17 protein-coding genes are annotated in these 18,955 nt (G+C 70.1%); 9 read left to right on the forward strand and 8 right to left on the reverse strand.

The features are described from left to right. Positions 1-58: 58 nt before the first annotated feature. Genes ACFQQC_RS03015 through ACFQQC_RS03055 form a run of 9 tightly spaced genes read left to right on the forward strand, consistent with a single transcriptional unit; the run spans position 59 to position 8,413 of the window. Positions 59-958 carry a class I SAM-dependent methyltransferase gene (locus ACFQQC_RS03015; RefSeq protein ID WP_376859548.1) on the forward strand — a complete coding sequence of 300 codons (900 nt, stop codon included), beginning with the start codon at positions 59-61 and terminating at the stop codon, positions 956-958. Beyond that, complete coding sequence (locus ACFQQC_RS03020) at positions 959-1,696, forward strand: 16S rRNA pseudouridine(516) synthase (protein WP_376859550.1); 738 nt, start codon at positions 959-961, stop codon at positions 1,694-1,696. Positions 1,697-1,747: 51 nt separating this feature from the next. Continuing rightward, positions 1,748-2,962: an NAD(P)/FAD-dependent oxidoreductase gene (locus tag ACFQQC_RS03025; RefSeq protein WP_376859552.1), complete on the forward strand. Its 1,215-nt coding sequence runs from the start codon at positions 1,748-1,750 to the stop codon at positions 2,960-2,962. 31 nt (positions 2,963-2,993) lie between these two features. Next, positions 2,994-3,632, forward strand: a complete 639-nt coding sequence (locus ACFQQC_RS03030) for a phosphoribosylanthranilate isomerase (protein ID WP_376859554.1) — start codon at positions 2,994-2,996, stop codon at positions 3,630-3,632. A gap of 23 nt (positions 3,633-3,655) precedes the next feature. Then, positions 3,656-4,870, forward strand: a complete 1,215-nt coding sequence (trpB, locus tag ACFQQC_RS03035) for a tryptophan synthase subunit beta (RefSeq protein WP_376859556.1) — start codon at positions 3,656-3,658, stop codon at positions 4,868-4,870. Between the two features lie 5 nt (positions 4,871-4,875). Further along, positions 4,876-5,352, forward strand: coding sequence for a hypothetical protein (locus ACFQQC_RS03040; RefSeq protein ID WP_376859558.1), 477 nt, complete (start codon positions 4,876-4,878; stop codon positions 5,350-5,352). A gap of 20 nt (positions 5,353-5,372) precedes the next feature. Beyond that, entirely contained in the window at positions 5,373-6,203 is an 831-nt protein-coding gene (gene trpA, locus ACFQQC_RS03045) for a tryptophan synthase subunit alpha (RefSeq protein WP_376859560.1), read from the forward strand. Between the two features lie 9 nt (positions 6,204-6,212). After that, positions 6,213-7,130, forward strand: a complete 918-nt coding sequence (locus ACFQQC_RS03050; RefSeq protein ID WP_376859562.1) for an acetyl-CoA carboxylase carboxyltransferase subunit beta — start codon at positions 6,213-6,215, stop codon at positions 7,128-7,130. 8 nt (positions 7,131-7,138) lie between these two features. Beyond that, complete coding sequence (locus tag ACFQQC_RS03055; RefSeq protein WP_376859564.1) at positions 7,139-8,413, forward strand: bifunctional folylpolyglutamate synthase/dihydrofolate synthase; 1,275 nt, start codon at positions 7,139-7,141, stop codon at positions 8,411-8,413. Here the strand turns inward: ACFQQC_RS03055 and ACFQQC_RS03060 are convergent. The 8 genes from ACFQQC_RS03060 to ACFQQC_RS03095 all read right to left on the reverse strand — a co-directional run bounded on the left by ACFQQC_RS03060 (position 8,410) and on the right by ACFQQC_RS03095 (position 18,882). Beyond that, positions 8,410-8,700: a hypothetical protein gene (locus ACFQQC_RS03060; RefSeq protein ID WP_376859566.1), complete on the reverse strand. Its 291-nt coding sequence runs from the start codon at positions 8,698-8,700 to the stop codon at positions 8,410-8,412. The two genes, ACFQQC_RS03055 and ACFQQC_RS03060, sit on opposite strands and share 4 nt — an antisense overlap. Before the next feature lie 86 nt (positions 8,701-8,786). After that, entirely contained in the window at positions 8,787-9,125 is a 339-nt protein-coding gene (gene trxA, locus ACFQQC_RS03065; protein ID WP_376859568.1) for a thioredoxin TrxA, read from the reverse strand. A gap of 116 nt (positions 9,126-9,241) precedes the next feature. Then, positions 9,242-12,688: a double-strand break repair helicase AddA gene (addA, locus tag ACFQQC_RS03070; RefSeq protein ID WP_376859570.1), complete on the reverse strand. Its 3,447-nt coding sequence runs from the start codon at positions 12,686-12,688 to the stop codon at positions 9,242-9,244. Further along, positions 12,685-15,756: a double-strand break repair protein AddB gene (gene addB, locus ACFQQC_RS03075; RefSeq protein ID WP_376859572.1), complete on the reverse strand. Its 3,072-nt coding sequence runs from the start codon at positions 15,754-15,756 to the stop codon at positions 12,685-12,687. Before addB ends, addA begins: the two co-directional genes overlap by 4 nt. After that, a complete protein-coding gene (murU, locus tag ACFQQC_RS03080; RefSeq protein WP_376860839.1) occupies positions 15,753-16,445 on the reverse strand; it encodes an N-acetylmuramate alpha-1-phosphate uridylyltransferase MurU in 693 nt (230 codons plus the stop codon). Before murU ends, addB begins: the two co-directional genes overlap by 4 nt. A gap of 32 nt (positions 16,446-16,477) precedes the next feature. After that, the gene (gene amgK / locus ACFQQC_RS03085; RefSeq protein ID WP_376859574.1) at positions 16,478-17,566 is read right to left on the reverse strand and encodes an N-acetylmuramate/N-acetylglucosamine kinase AmgK; all 1,089 of its coding nucleotides are present in this window, start codon (positions 17,564-17,566) and stop codon (positions 16,478-16,480) included. Further along, positions 17,559-18,017, reverse strand: coding sequence for a tRNA (adenosine(37)-N6)-threonylcarbamoyltransferase complex ATPase subunit type 1 TsaE (gene tsaE, locus ACFQQC_RS03090; RefSeq protein WP_376860840.1), 459 nt, complete (start codon positions 18,015-18,017; stop codon positions 17,559-17,561). The genes amgK and tsaE overlap by 8 nt, the downstream gene beginning before the upstream one ends. 1 nt (position 18,018) lies before the next feature. Beyond that, entirely contained in the window at positions 18,019-18,882 is an 864-nt protein-coding gene (locus ACFQQC_RS03095; RefSeq protein WP_376859576.1) for a GNAT family N-acetyltransferase, read from the reverse strand. Positions 18,883-18,955 lie beyond the last annotated feature (73 nt).

The following is an 18,955-nucleotide window of genomic DNA, read 5'->3' on the forward strand; positions in this document are numbered from 1 at the left end:
GTTGTGCCCCATCTGTTCCGGGGTGTCACCGGCAGACCGGGTCGGCTAGAGGAGCGGAATGACCACCCTGCTCTATGGCCGCCCCCCGGCGGTGTTCGACCCGCCCGGCGCCGCCACCCAGACCTCGCCCTTGATCCCGGGCGCGACGGCGCTTGAAAGCGTGGCCGAGGGGTCGGTCGACGAGATCATGATCTATGCCCCGCCCGGCGTGCTGGAGCGCCGCTATACGCTCGCCCTGGCCCTGAAGGCGCTGAAGCCCGGCGGCCGGCTGGACGTCATGGCCCCCAAGGACAAGGGCGGCTCGCGCCTGAAGAAGGAGCTGGAAGCCTTCGGCGCCGAGGTCGGTGAAAGCGCCAAGGCCCACCATCGCCGCTGCGTGGTCATCAAGGGCGATGGCCTGACCGGTCTGGACGCCGCCATCGAAGCGGGCGCCCCACGCCTCGTGCCGGGCCTTGAGGCCTGGTCCCAGCCGGGCGTCTTCGCCTGGGACCGGATCGACCCGGGCTCGGCCCTGCTGGCCCAGACCCTGCCGCCGCTCAAGGGCGCGGGCGCCGATCTGGGCTGCGGCTACGGCGCCCTGGCGACCGTGGCCCTGCGCTCGCCCGCCGTGACCACCCTGCGCCTCTACGACCTCGACCGCCGCGCCGTGGAGATGGCCCGCAGGAACGTCGAGGACGCCCGCGTCACCATCGAACAGGCCGATGTCCGCACCCTGCCGACCGAGGGCGATCTGGACTTCATCGTCACCAATCCGCCCTTCCATGACGGCGGCGCCGAGGACAAGCGTCTGGGCCAGACCTTCATCCGGCAGGCCGCCGGAATGCTGAAGAAGGGTGGAACCCTGTGGCTGGTCGCCAACCGCCACCTGCCCTACGAGGCCGAGTTGAACGAGGCCTTCAAACGGGTCCGGATGGTCGCCGACACCGGCGGCTACAAGGTCTTCGAGGCGGTGAAGTAGGTGGCGAAAGTTCCGACCAGCCGCGTCGATAAACTGCTTGGGTCGCTGGGCTACGGCTCGCGCAACGAGATGGCGCGGCTGGGCAAGGCGGGCGGCATCGTGCTGGACGGCGTGGACATCACCGATGTCTCCAAGCGCATCCCGATCACCCCCGATCTTCCCTCGCGCATGGAGATCGACGGCGAGCCGCTCGATCCCCCGCACGGCGTCGTCATCCTGCTGCACAAGCCACTGGGCATGACCTGTTCGCACAAGGAGGACGGGGCGCTGGTCTATGACGTCCTGCCCGACCGCTGGCGCCGTCGCGACCCGGCCATTTCGACCATCGGGCGGCTGGACAAGGAGACTTCCGGCCTGCTGCTGATGACCGACGACGGCGACCTTCTGCACCGGGTCATCTCGCCGAAGAAGCACGTCGCCAAGGTCTATCGGGCCCAACTCGCCCGCCCGCTGGACGGCTCCGAGATCGCCCTGTTCGCCTCGGGCGAACTGATGCTGGAGGGCGACGACAAGCCGCTGAAGCCCGCTGGTCTGGACATCCTCTCGCCGACCGAGGCCCGCGTCTCCGTCACCGAGGGCCGCTACCACATGGTCCGGCGAATGTTCGCCGCCGTCGGCAACCACGTCGAGGCCCTGCACCGCGAGCGGCTGGGCGGCCTGTCCCTGCCGGACGGCCTGCCCGCGGGCGAATGGCGACTGCTGACCGCCGACGAGATCGACGCCATCTTCGCGGGCTGACGGAACCGCTCCGTTCCACGCCCGCTAAGGCTCCGCTTCGACGGAGAACCGATGACCGGCGCCACGATCAAACGGGATTTGCGGACCGGTCGGTCGCTGTGGGCGGACAGCCCCGGCCTCGGCGTGCCGATACGTCCGCTGGACGACGCGATCAGCGTGGACGTCGCCATCGTCGGCGCAGGGATCAGCGGCGCCTTCATGGCCCGGGAGCTGGCGCGGGATCACTCCGTCGCCGTGCTGGACCGCCGCCCGCCGCTGATGGGCTCCACCATCGCCTCGACCGCCCTCCTGCAGTGGGAGATAGACCTGCCCCTGACCGCCCTGTCCGACCGGATCGGCGCGGCGAAGGCGAAGCGGGCCTATCTGCGCTCCCAGCGGGCTGTCGGCGACCTCAAGCGGGTTGTCGCCGAAGAGCGGATCGTCTGCGGCCTGCACGACAAGGACACCCTCTACCTCGCCGGCGACGTCTACGGTCACCGCGCGCTTTCGGCCGAAGCGGACGCCCGGGCGGCGCTGGGTCTCGACAGCCGCTACATCGGCCCGGCGGATTTGCGCGAGCGGTTCGGCATCGACCGCACCGGCGCCATCCTCAGCGGCGGCTCGGCCAGCGGCGATCCGGCCCGGCTGGCGGCGGGCCTCCTGCGTCGCGCGGCGGCCGACGGGACGAAGATCTATTCGCCGGTCGAGGTGGTCGAGGCGGTCAGCGATCCCAACGGCGTCACCCTGCTGACCGACATCCACCATCCGGTGCGCGCCGGGGCGGTCATCTTCTGCTGCGGTTATGAGTTCCCCCAGGGCGTCCCCACGCCGGGCGCCGAGGTGATCTCGACCTGGGCCCTGGCGACGAAGCCCCGCACGCCCTGCCCCCGCTGGCTGAGAGACACCCTCGTCTGGGAAGCGTCTGACCCGTACCTGTATCTGCGCATGAGCCGGGACGGTCGGCTGATCGTCGGGGGTGAGGACGAGGCGTCTCCCACAGCCCATGCCGATGCGGCGAAGCTCAGGCGGAGATGCGCAACCATCGCCCGCAAGCTGAAGCAGCTGATGCCGGAGGTCGATTTCGAGGTCGACTACAGCTGGGCCGGAGCCTTCGGCGAAAGCACGACCGGTCTGCCGTCCATCGGGCCGGTTCCGGATATCGATCACTGCTGGGCGGTGATGGGCTTCGGCGGCAACGGGATCACCTATTCGGTCATCGCCAGCCAGATCGTGTCCTCGGCGCTACGCGGCAGGCCTGATCCGGACGCGGACCTGTACCGAGCTTGACCCCGCATCGGGACGGGCGCACCGCCGATCCATGACCTGGGCCAAGATTTGCGGACTGACGACGCCGGAGACCCTCGACGCGGCCCTGAGCGGCGGCGCGGCCTTCGTCGGCGCGGTGGTGTTTCCGAAAAGCCCGCGCCACATCGCGCCCCTGCACGCCGCCACCCTGTTCGAACGGGCGCGCGGTAAGGCGAAGATCGTGGCCGTCACGGTCGACGCGGACGACGCCCTGCTGACCGAGATCGCCCTGATCCTGAAGCCGGACCTGATCCAGCTGCATGGGTCGGAGACACCGGAGCGTACGGCGCAGGTCCGCACCCTGACCGGGGCCGGGCTCATCCGCGCCCTGTCGGTGCGCACCACGGCTGACATCGACGCGGCCTCGGCGTGGGCGCCGGTCGTGGATCACCTGATGTTCGACGCAAAGCCGCCCGAGGGCTCGGCCCTGCCCGGCGGCGTGGGCGCATCCTTCGACTGGAGCCTGCTGGCCGGACGCGCCTTCGACCGTCCGTGGTTCCTCGCCGGGGGGCTGAACCCCGCCAATGTCGCCGAAGCGGTCCGGATCACCGGCGCTCCCCTCGTGGACGTGTCCTCTGGCGTGGAAAGCGCGCCCGGTGTTAAGGACGCGGCCCTGATCGGCGCCTTCCTGACCGCCCTTCCGACCGATTGATCGCTCCCCCCCGAGACCTCGCCGTGAACGCCATCCTCCCCAACAGCTACAACTTCCCCGACGACGAGGGCCGGTTCGGCCCCTACGGCGGGCGCTTCGTGGCCGAGACCCTGATGCCGCTCATCCACGAGCTCAACGCCGCCTATGAGGCCGCCAAGGCCGACCCGTCGTTCCAGGCCGAGCTGGACGGCTTCCTGACGGATTATGTCGGCCGCCCCAGCCCGATGTATTTCGCCGAGCGTCTGACCGAACACCACGGCGGGGCCGATATCTGGTTCAAGCGCGATGAGCTGAACCACACCGGCGCCCACAAGGTGAACAACTGCATGGGCCAGATCCTGCTGGCCATGCGCATGGGCAAGACCCGGATCATCGCCGAGACCGGCGCCGGCCAGCACGGCGTGGCCACCGCCACCGTCTGCGCCCGCTTCGGCCTGAAATGCATCGTCTACATGGGCGCCACCGACGTGGAGCGTCAGGCCCCGAACGTCTTCCGCATGAAGCTGCTGGGCGCCGAGGTGGTGCCGGTGACCTCGGGTCGCGGCACGCTGAAGGACGCCATGAACGAGGCGATGCGGGACTGGGTGACCAATGTCGAGGACACCTACTACCTGATCGGCACCGCCGCCGGGCCGCACCCCTATCCGGCCATGGTGCGCGACTTTCAGTCGGTGATCGGCCGCGAGGCCCGCGCCTCCATGCTGGCCCGCAAGGAGAAGCTGCCGGACGCCTGCGTGGCGGCCATCGGCGGCGGCTCGAACGCCATCGGCCTGTTCTATCCCTTCCTCGAGGACGCGGGCGTGCGCCTGATCGGGGTCGAGGCCGCCGGGCGCGGGCTGGACGGCCCGGACCATGCCGCCTCTATCCAGGGCGGCCGCCCCGGCGTCCTGCACGGCAACCGCACCTATCTGCTGCAGGACGAGGACGGCCAGATCCTTGAGGGCCACTCCATCTCGGCCGGTCTGGACTATCCCGGCATCGGTCCGGAGCACGCCTGGCTGAAGGACATCGGCCGCGCCGAATACCGCGCCGCCACCGACGCCGAGGCGCTGGAAGCCTTCCAGCTGTGCTCGAAGCTCGAAGGCATCATCCCGGCCCTGGAGCCCAGCCACGCCCTCGCCCGCGTCGGCGAGATCGCGAAAGAGGTGGGCAAGGGCGGCGATGTCGTGCTGAATATGTGCGGGCGGGGCGACAAGGATATCTTCGCCGTGGCGAAGCATCTCGGCGTGGAGCTCTAGATCCCATGAGAACCCTTTTCCTGTCCGTCGCGGCCGTCGCCCTGTTCGCGGGGCCCGCGCTGGCCCAAACGGCTTCGCCCGCCGCCTCGCCTGCCCCGGCGCCGGCGCCGCTACAGATCGAAATCCCCGAGCTGGATCGCGTCACCGCTGATCCCACCTGCGGCGGCAGGGCCTATCTGGTCCAGCAGGCGACCTGCGTGACCACCACCCAGACCAACATCGGCCCGGCGGTCGACGCCTACAGCGCCGCCTTCTCGCAGCAGGGCTGGCTGGCCGCCGGCGGTCGCGAGAACCTTGTGGTCTATGTCAAACGCCGCGAAACGGGTGGCTGCGACGGTTTCCAGATGATGGCCTTCGCCGACGACGCCCAGACCGAGGGCCCTGACGCCCCCGCCTGGCTGGCCTTCGCCCCCATCCCCGGAGACGTCTGCGCCACCACGACGCCGCCGACTCCGGCGGCGCCCGCGGCCGCCAATCCCTGATTTCTTCCCAGTCGGCTTTCATGACCACCCAACGTATCGACGCCCGTTTCGCCGCCCTGAAGGCGGAAGGCCGGGCCGCCTTCGTCGCCTATGTGATGGCGGGCGACCCCTCTCCGGCCGAGGCGCTGGAGATCCTGCGCGGCCTGCCGGCGGCGGGCGCGGACATCATTGAACTGGGCTTCCCGTTCTCGGACCCGATGGCCGAAGGTCCGCCGATCCAGCGCGCCGCGCTGCGCGGACTGAAGGCGGGTCTGACCCTCAAGGGCACCCTCGATCTCGCCAAGGCCTTCCGCGACGGCGATACGGACACGCCGCTGATCCTGATGGGCTATCTGAACCCGCTGGAAAGCTACGGCTACGAGGCCTTCGCCCGGGATGCCGCGGCCAGCGGTGTCGACGGGGTGATCATCGTGGACTGCCCGCCGGAAGAGGCCGGTCCCCTGACCGACGCCCTGGACGTTCATTCGGTGTCCCTGATCCGTCTGGCCACCCCGACCTCGGACGATGATCGCCTGAAGGTGATCGCCGAACGCACGTCCGGCTTCGTCTATTACGTCTCCGTCGCCGGCGTTACCGGCGTGAAGGAAGCCCAGGCCGGATCGGTCGCGCCGGCGGTCGAGCGGGTCCGCAAGGCCTCCGGCCTGCCGGTCGCCGTGGGCTTCGGCATCAAGACGCCCGAGCGGGCCGCCGAGGTGGCGCGCGTGTCGGACGCCGTCGTCGCCGGCTCGGTGCTGGTGGACGAAGTCGCCGCCGCGCTGGAAGCGAACGAACCCGCCGCACCGCGCGTTCTGGCCAAGGTGCGCAGCCTCGCCGATGCGGTGAAGGGTGCGCGCGCGGCAGAAACGGTCTAAAGCGCCCCGATGGTCGACAAGAACAAACCCCAGCAGGACAAATCCCAGGAAAAGCGCGGCGGCTGGCTGTCCCGCTTCGCCCCCGGCGTCCGCAAGATCGTCAGCCGTCGGGACACGCCCGACAATCTCTGGGTCAAGGATCCGGACAGCGGCGAGATGCTGTACCGCTCGGACCTCGAGAACGCCCTGTGGGTGACGCCCTCGGGCCGCCACATGCGCATCGATGCGCCGACCCGCCTGCGCTTCACCTTCGACGACGGCCAGTATGAGGCGATCGACACGCCCGACGTGCCGGAAGACCCGCTGAAATTCTCGGACGGCAAGCCCTACAAGGACCGCCTGAACGCGGCCCGCAAGGCCGCCGGCCGCAAGGACACCATGGCCATCGGCTTCGGCCGGATCGGCGGCGAGGCTGAAGGCGCGGACGCCGTCGTCATCGTCCAGGACTTCACCTTCATGGGCGGATCCCTGGGCATGGCTGCGGGTGAGGCCTTCATCGCCGCCGCGCGCGCCGCCGTAGCCCGCAACGTGCCGCTGGTCTGCTTCACCGCCGCCGGCGGCGCCCGTATGCAGGAAGGCGCGCTCAGCCTGATGCAGATGGCCCGCACCACCCTGGCCATCCAGGAACTCAAGGCCGCGCAGCTGCCGTTCGTCGTGGTCCTGACCGACCCGACCACGGGCGGCGTCACCGCCAGCTACGCCATGCTGGGCGACGTCCATCTGGCCGAGCCCGGCGCCCTGATCGGCTTCGCCGGTCCGCGCGTCATCGAGGCGACCATCCGCGAAAAGCTCCCGCCGGGCTTCCAGCGCGCCGAATACCTTCAAGAGAAGGGCATGGTCGACAAGGTCGTCGCCCGTGACGCCCTGCCGGAAACCCTCGGCCAGATCCTGTCGATGCTGATGGGCGGGAAGCGCCGGGCCGCGTAAGAGCGGTTATGGACCCGATCTCCGAACGCCTGCGCGCGCGGCACCCCCAGCGCATCGACCTGTCGCTCGGCCGGATGAAGGCGCTGTGCGCGGCGCTGGGCGATCCGCAGCATCGCCTGCCGCCGGTGATCCACGTCGCCGGCACAAATGGCAAGGGCTCGACCGTCGCCCTGCTGCGCGCCATTGCCGAGGCGGCGGGGCTGAAGGTCCATGTCTACACCTCGCCCCATCTGGTCCGTTTCAACGAGCGCATCCGGCTGGCGGGCGAACTGATCACCGATGAGGCGCTGAACGCCATCCTCGACCGGATCGAGGCCGTGTCGGGCGAGGCCACGGTGTTCGAAAGCACCACCGCCGCCGCCTTCGTCGCCATGAGCGAAACGCCGGCGGATCTGGCCATCATCGAGGTCGGCCTCGGCGGCGTCCTGGACGCCACCAACGTCATCGAGCGCCCGCTGCTCAGCCTGATCACCCCGGTTGATCTGGACCATGCGGAGTTTCTCGGCACCTCCCTGCGCGGCATCGCGGTCGAGAAGGCGGGCATCCTCAAGCCCGGCGCGCGCGGCCTGATCGCCCGTCAGTCCGAGGAGGCCATGGCGGCCATCGAGGTCGCCGCACAGGCCGTGGCCGCGCCCCTGACCGTCATGGGCGTGGATTTCGACGCCTGGGCCGAACGCGGCGGCATGGCCTTCCAGGATCAGGAGCGCTTCCTCGACCTGCCCGCCCCCGCCCTGACCGGCGCCCACCAGATCGACAACGCCGGCCTGGCCGTCGCCGCCGCGCTGGAGCTGGACCTGCCGGAAGCGGCGATCATCGAAGGTCTGAAGTCCGTGCGCTGGCCCGCGCGCATGCAGCGCCTGACCGCGGGCCCCTATGCCGAGGCCGCCAGGGCGGCGGACGCCGAACTCTGGCTGGACGGCGGGCATAACCCGCATGCGGCGCGAGCGCTGGCGGCGACCCTCGCCTCGCGTCAGGCCAGCGCGCCCCGGCCCACCGCCCTGATCGTCGGCATGCTCGGCAACAAGGACGCCGGAGGCTTCTTCGACGCGCTCAGGGGTTCGGACGCGACGGTGTTCACCGTTCGCTTCGACGGCGCGGCGGCCGAGCCGGACGCCCTGGCCGCCGTGGCGCGCGGACACGGGCTCGCCGCCACGCCTTCAGACACTGTGGAACAGGCGCTGACTCAGGCCCTGCGCTTGGGCGCGGGACGGATCGTGATCTGCGGTTCGCTGTATCTCGCGGGCGAGGTCCTGGGGGCCTCGACGGAGACCTGGCCGACCTAGCTGTTGGGGCCGATCGGACCGCCGCCGCCGGGCTCATCCGGCAGACGCATCCGCTGGTTGGCGCGCATGAATTCGCGGGTCTGCTGGTCCTGGACGCTCTGTCTGGAAACGTCCCGGCAGACGCGCTGCTGGAAATTCGACCCCGTCGCCCGCTCGAACTGGCAGACACGGCGGGTGTCGGATTGACCCTCGCGGCGCGCCTCCGCCGGCGGCGGCGTGGTCGCGATCACGGAAACGGCTTGCCCGCCTCCGATGGTCAGGGTGGCGGCGAACAGGGCGACCAGCATTGAACCTCTCCCATGGAACAACCTAGGGAGAGAAGAACACCGATCGCCCGTCAGCGCAAATTATGTCCGGCGGCGAACGAAGCGCCTCAGGCGGCGGGCGCCTCGATACCGGCTTCGGCCAGCCATTCGACGATCTTGCCCTTCGGCATGGCGCCGACCTTCATCGAGGCCATCTGGCCGTCCTTGAACAGCATCAGGGTCGGAATGCCCTTCACGCCCAGCTTCGACGGGACCATCGGGCTGTCGTCGATGTTGACCTTGGCGATGGTCACCTGGCCCTGCAGTTCGTCGGCAATCTGTTCCAGCGCCGGGCCGATCTGCTTGCAGGGGCCGCACCACTCGGCCCAGAAGTCCACCAGCACCGGCTGGGAGGCCTTCAGGACGTCGGTTTCGAAGCTGTCGTCGGTGACCTTGACGGTGGCCATTGGAAGTCTCCTGACGGTCCGCGCGGGACCGCATTGCATGAAGTTCGACCGTCGAACCTAGTCTGATTCCGGCCTGTTGCAGCCGATGTGGGATGTCCGGCGCTTCAAATCAACGCTCATCGTCCGCTGAGCGCATCCGCGAGCATATGTTCCGGAACCGGCATGAGTTTCGGCCCATCCGTCCAGACCAGGGCCGCCTCCACCGGCCGATCGGGATAAAGCTGTCTCAGTATGGAGACATAGACCGCCAACTGCAGCACATAGGCCGGATCGGCGTCCTCGATCCGGTCCGGGGCGGGGCGATTGGTCTTGTAGTCGGCGACCAGAACCCGCTCCGGCGTGACCACCAGACGGTCCAGGCGTCCCGAGATCGCCGCGCCGGCGACCCGGCCGGTCAGCGCCACCTCGGCCCGTGACCCGGGACCGAAGACCGGGGCGAACCGGGCGTCATCGAGCAGGCTGAACGCCGCGCCGATCATCTCGGCGCGTTGCTCATCCGACAAATCCCGCTCCCGGGACAGAAGTCTCGTTGCGGCTTCGGCCCTCTCGGGCTGCGGAATCTCGGGCAGGCGTTCGAGCAGGCGGTGGATCAGATCCCCTCGCCGGAAGCGCCCCAACCCGCCGGCGCCTGTCGCCAGCGGCGAAGGCGCGGGCAGGCGCAGCACCTCGTCCATCTTCGAGGGCGAAGCAAACCGGGCGGCGGGGTCGGGCGCGGGAGCCACCCCCGCCCAGTCCGGCGCAGAACCCGTCTCCACCGCCGTCACGCCTTGCGGCGGCAGGCGGGACGGATCGGCGCCGAAGCGCCTCACCTCATCGACCGACCGCACCTCGTCGCCGAGGCTGTCGAAGGCCGTCTGGATCACGTCCCACCAGCTGCCCTCGTCAAAGCCGGCCTTGGTCCGCGCGCTGCCCTTGCCCATCACGATCACCCGATCCCGAGCCCGGGTCAGGGCGACATAGAGCAGTCGCAACGTCTCTGCGTCCGTCCGCGCCTGCCGGGCGTCACGGGCGGCGCGCGACGCCTCGCAATCCTCCTTCGAACTGCCCGGACACATCAGCCAGGCCTCGTCACCATCCGGCAGGGCCACCGGCATCAGCGACGGCCCCTGCGCCTTCGCCCGACTGGTGGTGTCCGGCAGGATCACGACCGGCGCCTCCAGCCCCTTGGCGCCGTGCACGGTCATCACCCGCACCTCGCCGCGCGGCCCCTCCAGCTCGCGTTTCACCTCGACATCCGCGGCCTCCAGACTGGCCAGACAGGTCTCCAGATCAATCGCGCCCCGGTCCTCCGCGGCCAGCACCTGGTTCAGGGTTTCATCGATGGCCTCCTCGGCCTCGCGCCCGAGCCTGCGCAGCACACGGGCGCGCCCGGACAGGCCCAGATCGTCCACGCGGTTCAGCAGGGCGCTGAAGAAGGCGAACGGATCCCGATCCCGCACCGACAGGGCGAACTCCAGCATGTCCCGGGCACGAGACCATTCAGGACGTTCGCCCGCCCTGTCCCTGAGTTCCTGCCACAGCCGACGGCGTTTCGGATCGGCCCCGGCGAGAGCGAACAGACCGTCCTCATCAATGTCGCAGAAAGGACTGCGCAGGACGCCCGCCAGCGACAGGTCATCGTCCGGATACAGGACGAAGCGCGCCAGGGCGATCAGGTCGTCGAACAGGATGTGGGACGACAGCTTCAGCCGGTCTGCCCCCGCCACCGGAACCCCGGCGGACTTCAGCGCCCGGATGATCTCCTCGAAGGTCGCGTCGCGACGCCGCACGAGGATCAGATAGTCCCCATAGCCCGCCGGCCGCAGTTCCTTCTGCTTGCGGTCGTGCACCGAGACCCCGCCCTCGACCTGGGCGCGGATCATCCGCGCCAGATCGGCGGCCAGGCGCTTGCGGGCCGATCCGGTCGCTTCCGCATCGACCGGCGCGTCCCAGGCCTCCCGGTCCGGCCCCTTGATCTCCTCGTGCAGGGGCCACAGGTCGACACAGCCCCTGTCCGTCTCCCTCACCGCCCTGTGGGTCGGCACGGCAGCGACGCTGTCCCCGACCAGCGCCCGCGCCCGTTCGGGGCCGGCGAATACCGTATCGACGAACCGCAACACCTCCGGCGTCGAGCGGAACGATTTAGCCAGCTCCACACCTTCAAACCGCCCGCCGGCGCCCCGGACCATCATGTCATACCGTTGGGACTCATGCCGCAACCGCTCTGGCCTGGCGCCCTGGAAGGAGTAGATCGACTGCTTCTCGTCGCCCACGGCGAACAGGGTGCGATCCAGCCTCTGACCGGATGCCGGCATCGGCGTGAACCTTCGCCCACCCTCGCCCGCGAAGAAGTTCTCGGTCAGGGCCTTCAGGATGTCCCATTGCTGGGGCGCGGTATCCTGAGCCTCATCGACCAGCACATGTTCGATGCCGCCGTCGAGCTTGTAGAGCACCCAGGCCGCGGAGGCGCGGCGGGTCAGCAGCTCAACCGTCCGGGCGACCAGATCGCCGAAGTCGAGCGCCCCCGTCTCGGCCTTGGCCTGTTCGTAGAGCCGCGCATGGGCCTCGGCCAGGGTCAGCACATGGACGGTGTCCCGCGCCACCCGCACCCGTCGCACCTGCTCGAGGGTGGCGACGTACTTCATCTGCAGGTCCGCCAGCCAGCCGCCAGCCGCAGGGGGCGCGCTCTTTGTGGCCAGCCTCTTCCGCGGCCCGGTGGAGCCGATGAAGACGTCCTCTATGCCCGTGAAGGTCCAGTCTGCGGATCGCATGCGGCCGGCTGTCTTCTGGTCTTCAGCCGATCCCGTCGCCATGGCGGAAGCCATCTCCAGCCACTCCCCGCGATCAAGGAATCGAATGAAATCCCCCTCCAGCGCCTCCACCGTGTCGTCCGGATGGGCGCCGACCAGCATATGCGGCCCCGGCGCGGTTCCGGCCACGACCCGGGCCACATAATCCGCCAGCTTGTCCCGGTCGGCCTCGATCATCGCCAGCAGGGACTGGAAGGCGCCCCAGTCCAGCTCGACGGCGAAATGGCTGTAGGCCCGACCGATCCGCCCGTCCGCGTCGTGCAGGGCGGCCCGGGCCAGGGCCTCACGCGCGCCATGGGACAGCTTCAGCGCCGCCTGGTCCTCCAGCACGGTGAAGCCTGGGGTTACCCCGGCCTCGATCGGGAACCGCCGCAGCAGCTTCTCGCAGAAGGCGTGGATGGTCTGGATCTTCAGCCCGCCCGGCGTCTCCAGCGCCTTGGCGAACAGGCGGCGGGCGTCCGACAGTTCCGGGCCCGACAAGCTGGCTGGATCACGGCCGTCGAGATCGGCGAGCGACACCGCGAGCTTGTCATCGTCCAGGACAGCCCATTCGCCCAACCGGTCGAACAGCCGCGCCTGCATCTCGGCGGCGGCCGCCTTGGTGTAGGTGACGCAAAGGATCTCTCCCGGCTGCACCTCGCGCAGCAGCAGCCGCGCCACCCGGTCCACCAGGGTCGAGGTCTTGCCCGAGCCGGCGTTGGCGGTGACGAAGACCGACTGGCCGGGATCGGCGGCGGCGATCTGGGCGGGATCGGGCAGAATGCGCGCGCTCATTCGGCGTCTCCCCCGTCCTCACCGCCCACAACATGCCACTCCCACACCCGGGCGAGATGGTCGTAGTTGCCGCCGAAATTGCCCATGAACTGGGGCGCGACCCAGCTCAGGTACGGCGTCTCCGCCTCGTCGAACCGGGCGATCCGCGCGGTCAGTCCGGCCAGCGCGGCCTGCGACAGGGCCAGCGCCTCCGCCCCCTCGCCCCGCACCGCCTTCACCCCCGGCTCCTTGCGCCCGACGACCCGCACATAGGTCAGTTCCTCCGGCTCGACCGGTCCGGACGTTTTCAGCCCCGCCTCGGCCAGGATGGCGCCGGTCAGGGTCAGCTGGGGCGAGAAGCCGGTCCGCACCTGTTTGGGGGTGGGAACCGAGCCCGTCTTGAAGTCCAGCACCGCCGCGCCGGTCGCCGACAGCTCGATCCGGTCGGCCTTGGCGGTCAGGGTGAAGGGGCCGGCCGGCGCCGTCAGGGTCAGTTCGACCTGTTCCTCGACCCGGATCTCGACGCCCCGCGCCCGGCGCTCGGCCTCAAAGCCGGCCAGCCAGCGCGCGGCGTTGCGGGCCAGCGGCGCCTCGCGCGCCATGGCCGCATCCTCGAACCCGGCGGCCTTCAGCTCTTCCAGCAGCAGAGCCTCCAGCTGATCTGCGCTGTCGTCCGGCAGGACATCTGGCCAGGACAGGGTCATCCGCTCAACCGCCTTGTGCACCGCATTGCCTCGCGCGATGGCCTCGGCGGACTGACCAGGTCGATCCATCTGTCTCAGGTTCAGGACATAGCGCGCATAGACGGCATAGGGATCACGCACCCAGCGCTCGACCCCGGTCACGGGAAGCTTTCTCGGTCGACGGTCGACCGGGGGGCGTGGCGCCGGGCGCGGCGCATAGTCGGGGCGCGCCGACGACGGGGCGTCCAGCACTCGCGCCTGCTCCAGCGCCAGCACGGGTCGGGCGATGGACACCGGAGTCTCCGGCGCGTCCGCCCCTCGCGTCAGCATGTCCAGCCGCCAAAGCCAGCGCGACTTCACGGCCGGCTGCCCGCCGCGGCGCTCGCAGTGAACGAGGATGGCCTCGTCGGCGCTCGCCGCCTGGACAAAGTCCTGCGCCGTCTGGCCCAGACGGCGTTCGGGCGGCGGCAAACCCAGAGTCCCGCGCATGGGACGTGACAGGAAGGGGTCGGTGGGGGCGGCGTTGGGCCAGGTGCCCTCCTCCAGTCCGGCCAGGATCATGCGATCCGCCCGCACGAGCCGGGCCTCGATGGCCCCGAGAATCCGCAGACGCGGCTGGGTCGCACCGCCGGTCCGCACGGTCTCGTCGGTCAGCAAACCGTGGACCAGATCGACGAAGGCGTCGCGCGAAACCTCGCCCAGCGATGCGCCGCCGTCGATGAGCGCTGACAGCAAGGCCGCCGCCGCCTCCCCGTCCGGGCCCGACCACGCTTCCTGCCCGGCCAGCGTCTCGATCAGAATCGTCAGGCCACGCGCCGCATCATCCGGCGTGGCGGTCTCCCGGAAGGCGGATCGGGCCTCGGCCGAAAGCGTTTCCAGCCGATCGAGAAGGCCGTTCGCCGCCGCAAGTCTCGTCAGGGTGACTTGCGAGGCGACCCGACCATCATCCCTTGGCTGGGCGGCCTTCAGCAGCGCCCTGCGGGCGGCGGCCCAGTCCCGCCGACGCGGCCCTCGCAGGGCGAATTGCTCCAGCGCCGCGACCGCCCCGCTGAAGGAGGTCTCGCCGAGATCGAGCCGGACCTGCGGATGTTTCAGCAGCCCCAGCAGGGTGTGGGGGTCCAGCGGATCGGCGACGAACCGCACCGCCAGATCGACCAGCCGTCCGGCCGGCATCCGGGACAGGGGCTGGCCGGAGGACACGTCTGCGCTGACGCCCCACCGCTCCAGCCGCGCGCTGACGCGGCGCGACAGGGCCAGGTCGGGCGTGACGAGGGCGCAGGTCTTCCCCGGCTCCTCCAGCGTCTCGCGCATCATCAGGGCGATGGCGGCCGCCGCATCTTCCTCGGACCGCGCGGTGACCACCGACAGTCCGCGCAGTCCCTCGGCGATCGGGTCCGCCGATTGCCGGCCCGCCGCCTCGGCGCGCAAGCCCCGGATCAGATTGCGCCAGTCATCGGTGGCGTCCGCGGGGCGCAGCGCCTCGTTCAACAGACGTTGACGCGCACGTCCCCGGGCCTCTTCAGCGGCCCCGACCGGAGGCAGGAACCACGGTCGCACCGCTTCCCGTTCCACCCGTCCCTCGAGCAGCCGCCACAGGGCGTTCTGGGGGTGTTGCTCATTGTCCCCTAACCGGGACCAGACCGCCGGGTCGAGTTCAAGATCCAGTCCGGGCAGGACGACACAGCCCTGCGGCGCATGGGCGACAGCGTTCAGCACATCCGCGGCGGCGGGCGCCGAACCGGTGGAACCGGCGGCGATCACCGGCTGCCCGGGCGGCCGCTCGCGCCAGCTGGTCGCCAGCAGACGCAGGAGCCTCGCCCGCCGCCAGGCCGGGTCCACAAGCCCCAACGCCTCAAGCCGTTTCGGCCATGTCTCTACAGCGAGACCGAGAAAGCGGGCCGATTCCTGCCAGTGCTCGGCGAGATCGCCCTCGACCAGGGTCGCCACCCGGGCGATGTCCTCGACCTCTTCCAGATGGCAGGAATCGAGAAAGCCCCCCAGGGCGTCCGCCATCTCCAGCGCCCGCATGGGCGACAGGTCGGAACGGAACTCCTCGGTGATCATCCGCGCCATTTCGAAACGGCGGGTCAGGGGCGCGATGGCGGGCGGCAGGTCGAGGCCCAGCTCGCCCGGCGCGAACGGCGGCTCGTCCTCTTCAAGATCCCCCAGAGGCCGGACCTGCGGCAGCAGGATGGCCCGCCCTCCGGCCTGTTTGGTCAGCGCGCCGGTAAAGGCCCGCGCCGCCCGGCGGTTGGGCAGAAGAATGACCGCATCGGACAGGGCTTCGGGCGGATGCTCGCCCAGCCAGTCCAGCACCCCGGCGGCCAGATCTTCCAGAAACGGCCGCCAAGCCTGCACCGCGTACCAGCGCGGCCCGTCGCCGGTAAAGGGATCGAACCCGCTCATGCGCCGGACAGCTTCGCCTCGGCCTCATCGCGGGCCTGCGGGTCGCCGACGTGCATCCAGTCGCCGTCCAGAACGCAGCCGTACAGCCGCCCCTCCGCCGCCGAGCGACGCCAGAACTGGCTCAGCGAGAACGGACCTTCAGGCCCGTCTGTCACATAATCGGGACGACAGATGTGCACCCCCATATAGGCATAGGGCGCCGAGGCGGCCTCGCCCCGGAACGTGAGCCGGCCATCCTCGGACAGGAAGAAGTCGCCGTCGCCCTCGAAGCCGATGGAGCCTTCGCGTCTCGCGAGAAGAAGCGCGGCATCCATGATTGACGGATTCCACAGTCGGGCGAGTTGATTCAGGGCGTCGCCGCGATCGGTCCAGACGCTGTCGATATTGGCCACGAACACCGGGGCATCGCCCAGCAGGGGCGCGGCCTTCTTCAACCCGCCGCCCGTCTCCAGCAGGGTTTCCCGCTCGTCGGAGATGACGATCTCCGGTCCTCGCCCGCGCGCGGCCAGATGACCTTCCAGCCGGTCGGCGAACCAGTGGACGTTGACGACGGCCTTCTCGACGCCCGCGTCGGCCAGCCGGTCCAGCACATGGTCGATCAACGCCCGCCCATCCACCTCGACCAGCGCCTTGGGCCGGTCGTTGGTCAGGGGCCGCATCCGGGTGCCCAGACCCGCGGCCAGCACCATGGCGGTCCTTGGCGCCGCCTTCGTAGCGTCGGTCATTTGCGGCTGCCCTCCGGCACATGGGCGTCGAACCAGCCGGCGACGGTTTCCAGCCCCGGCTGTTTCAGGTTGGCGTTCAGATGCGCCCACATGCGCGGCATGAAGGCGGCGTAGCGGGGCTTGCCGTCCCGCACGATCAGACGGGCGAAGATGCCCAGGATGCGCGCCTCATTCAGCGCCGCCAGACCGGCGTAGTCGCGCATGAACTCGGCCCGGTCCACCTGCGGGCGCAGGCTGAAATAGTGATCCAGCGCCTTCGCCTCCAGCGCGGGCGGCACGTCGCGGCGGGCGTCCTGCAGCAGGGAGTGCAAATCCCACGAGGGGTGGGCGCGCACGGCGTCCTGGAAGTCGATCATCCCGACCATGGCCGCGCCCGATTTGCCGGGCAGACGGATCAGGTTCTCGGCGTGATAGTCGCGGTGCGCCATGACGCTGGCGCCCGCCGCGCCGCGCTGCACTACCGGCGCCCAGGCCGCGCGCCAGTCGGCGATGGCCGCCGCGTCGAACGACAGGGCCGGGTCCAGCTTCGGCATCCATTCGACGAACAGGTCGGCCCCGCCCTGCAGCGCCGTCTCGTCATAGACCAGCAGCGGCCAGTCGCCCGCCGCGCCCGACAGCTGCTCCGGCGTCGCGGCGTCATGCAGGGTCGCCAGCGCCTCGACAGCGGCCACATACAGCGGCTCCTCCGCCTCCCCGGCCTCGATCACCCGGGCGAACAGGGCGTCGCCGAAATCCTCCAGCACGGCCAGACCGGAAGGCGCATCCACCGCCAGAATCTCCGGCGCCGACAGGCCCAGCGTCTTCAGATGGGCGGCGACGGCGGCGAAGGCCTCGATCCGCCCCGCCGACAGGCGCGCGGTGGCGTTCCAGCCCGAGGCCAGCCGCTGTTCCGGCGTCCACGCCGGATCGGCCGGCGGACTTTCCGCCGACGCCGCCTGATCCATCAGCATCAGCGACCGTCCGTCCGGGGTGGTCAGCCGTTCATACCGGCGCGTCGAGGCGTCGCCGGGCAGCGGATCGCGCGCCGCATCCGCCAGACCGGCGGCCTTCAGGAACTCAAGACGTTGGGCTTCGCGGTCAGACATCCAGATCCTTCGCCTTCGTTTCCCATGCCCCGACACCGGACAGGGTCGCCTGTCGTCCTTCGCCCCGTTCGGACAGGGTCACAACCAGCCGGTCCGGTCCCAGCCAGGCGCCGGGATCATCCCCCAGCCGCTCGGGCCATTCGATGATGGCGCAGCCCTCATCCAGCGCCTCGTCCAGCCCGATCTCGGCGGCTTCTTCCGGTCGGGTCAGGCGGTAGAGGTCGAAATGGGCGATCGGCGGCTCGCTGTCGTAGAACTGGACCAGGGTGAAGGTCGGCGACGGCACATCCTCGTCCGGCGTGGTCAGGGCCCGGATCAGGGCGCGCGCCAGCGTCGACTTGCCCATGCCCAGCGGGCCGTACAGCAGCACCGCCTCGCCCGGCGCCAGCAGGGGCGCGATGGCCGCGCCCAGCCGCCCGGTCGCCTCGGCGTCAGGGAGGGTCAGGGTCACCTCAGGCAAAGTCGGCGTCCGGCTGGGCGGGCAGGACCCGCTCGGTGAAGGCCTTCAGCGCATAGGTCGCCTTGCCCGCATCGATATCCAGCCGCGACGGCGGGATCGGCTTGCCGACCTTCAGCTGGAACGGCTGACGGCGCTTGTTCAGCAGCTCATGGAACAGGGTCACGTCCCGCAGTTCCTGCGAGAACCGGTCGAACCAATGGAACAGGCGCGAATAGGGCCCGGCCACATGGATCGGCACCACCGGCGCCTCATATTTGCGCGCCAGCGACGCCGCCGTCTGCGCCCACTCCGGATCGGTGACGGAGCCGTCCCTGCCGATCCGGGCCAGCCGTCCGGCCGGGAACATGACCACGCAGCGCTCGGCCTCGAACGCCGCCTTCGCGGCCTGAAGAGTGGCCCGGGTCTTCTCGCGGGTGCGCTTTTCGTGGACCCATTCGACCGGGATGATCGCCTCGCCCAGCCGGGGCGAGACCCGCACGGCGTCAGCGTTGGCGAAGAAGATGGCGTCGCCCCGCCGCTTGCGGATGGCGTCGAAGACGGCGATCCCGTCGGCGATGCCGGTCGGATGGTTGGCCAAGATGATGCAGCGGCCCGTCGTCGGGATGCGCTCGACGTTCAGCACCGACACCTTCAGGTCCAGCAGGTCGCTCATATAATCCAGCGCCGCGGCCCCCGAGAGCGGCTTCACCGCATCGGCCATACGCACCGCCTGCCGATAGTTGAGCAGCCGGTAGAGCGCCGGCCGAATCACGGGCCAGAAGACCGACTGTGTCAGACGCGGCGCGCGCTCGGCGATCAGCACATCGCAGATGTGCGGCGCGGGGCGATCGGACGAAGGGGCGTCGAGGGCAGTCATTCGACGCCGGTTGTCGCCGGTCGCGCGAGAGACGGCAAGCGGCTTGGCGGCGGGATCGCACGGCTTTGTGAGC

The sequence above is a fragment of the Brevundimonas sp. GCM10030266 genome, assembly GCF_042666595.1.
Taxonomy (GTDB): Bacteria; Pseudomonadota; Alphaproteobacteria; order Caulobacterales; family Caulobacteraceae; genus Brevundimonas.

Bases quoted from the DNA above. Each gene is read 5' to 3' on its own strand.
- ACFQQC_RS03095 (WP_376859576.1), bottom strand. From the start codon at position 18,882: ATGACTGCCCTCGACGCCCCTTCGTCCGATCGCCCCGCGCCGCACATC.
- trxA (WP_376859568.1), bottom strand. From the start codon at position 9,125: ATGGCCACCGTCAAGGTCACCGACGACAGCTTCGAAACCGACGTCCTG.
- addB (WP_376859572.1), bottom strand. From the start codon at position 15,756: ATGAGCGGGTTCGATCCCTTTACCGGCGACGGGCCGCGCTGGTACGCG.
- addA (WP_376859570.1), bottom strand. From the start codon at position 12,688: ATGAGCGCGCGCATTCTGCCCGATCCCGCCCAGATCGCCGCCGCCGAT.
- trpA (WP_376859560.1), top strand. From the start codon at position 5,373: ATGACCACCCAACGTATCGACGCCCGTTTCGCCGCCCTGAAGGCGGAA.
- ACFQQC_RS03055 (WP_376859564.1), top strand. From the start codon at position 7,139: ATGGACCCGATCTCCGAACGCCTGCGCGCGCGGCACCCCCAGCGCATC.
- ACFQQC_RS03060 (WP_376859566.1), bottom strand. From the start codon at position 8,700: ATGCTGGTCGCCCTGTTCGCCGCCACCCTGACCATCGGAGGCGGGCAA.
- ACFQQC_RS03040 (WP_376859558.1), top strand. From the start codon at position 4,876: ATGAGAACCCTTTTCCTGTCCGTCGCGGCCGTCGCCCTGTTCGCGGGG.
- ACFQQC_RS03015 (WP_376859548.1), top strand. From the start codon at position 59: ATGACCACCCTGCTCTATGGCCGCCCCCCGGCGGTGTTCGACCCGCCC.
- ACFQQC_RS03025 (WP_376859552.1), top strand. From the start codon at position 1,748: ATGACCGGCGCCACGATCAAACGGGATTTGCGGACCGGTCGGTCGCTG.
- ACFQQC_RS03050 (WP_376859562.1), top strand. From the start codon at position 6,213: ATGGTCGACAAGAACAAACCCCAGCAGGACAAATCCCAGGAAAAGCGC.
- ACFQQC_RS03030 (WP_376859554.1), top strand. From the start codon at position 2,994: ATGACCTGGGCCAAGATTTGCGGACTGACGACGCCGGAGACCCTCGAC.
- murU (WP_376860839.1), bottom strand. From the start codon at position 16,445: ATGGTGCTGGCCGCGGGTCTGGGCACCCGGATGCGGCCCCTGACCAAC.
- amgK (WP_376859574.1), bottom strand. From the start codon at position 17,566: ATGTCTGACCGCGAAGCCCAACGTCTTGAGTTCCTGAAGGCCGCCGGT.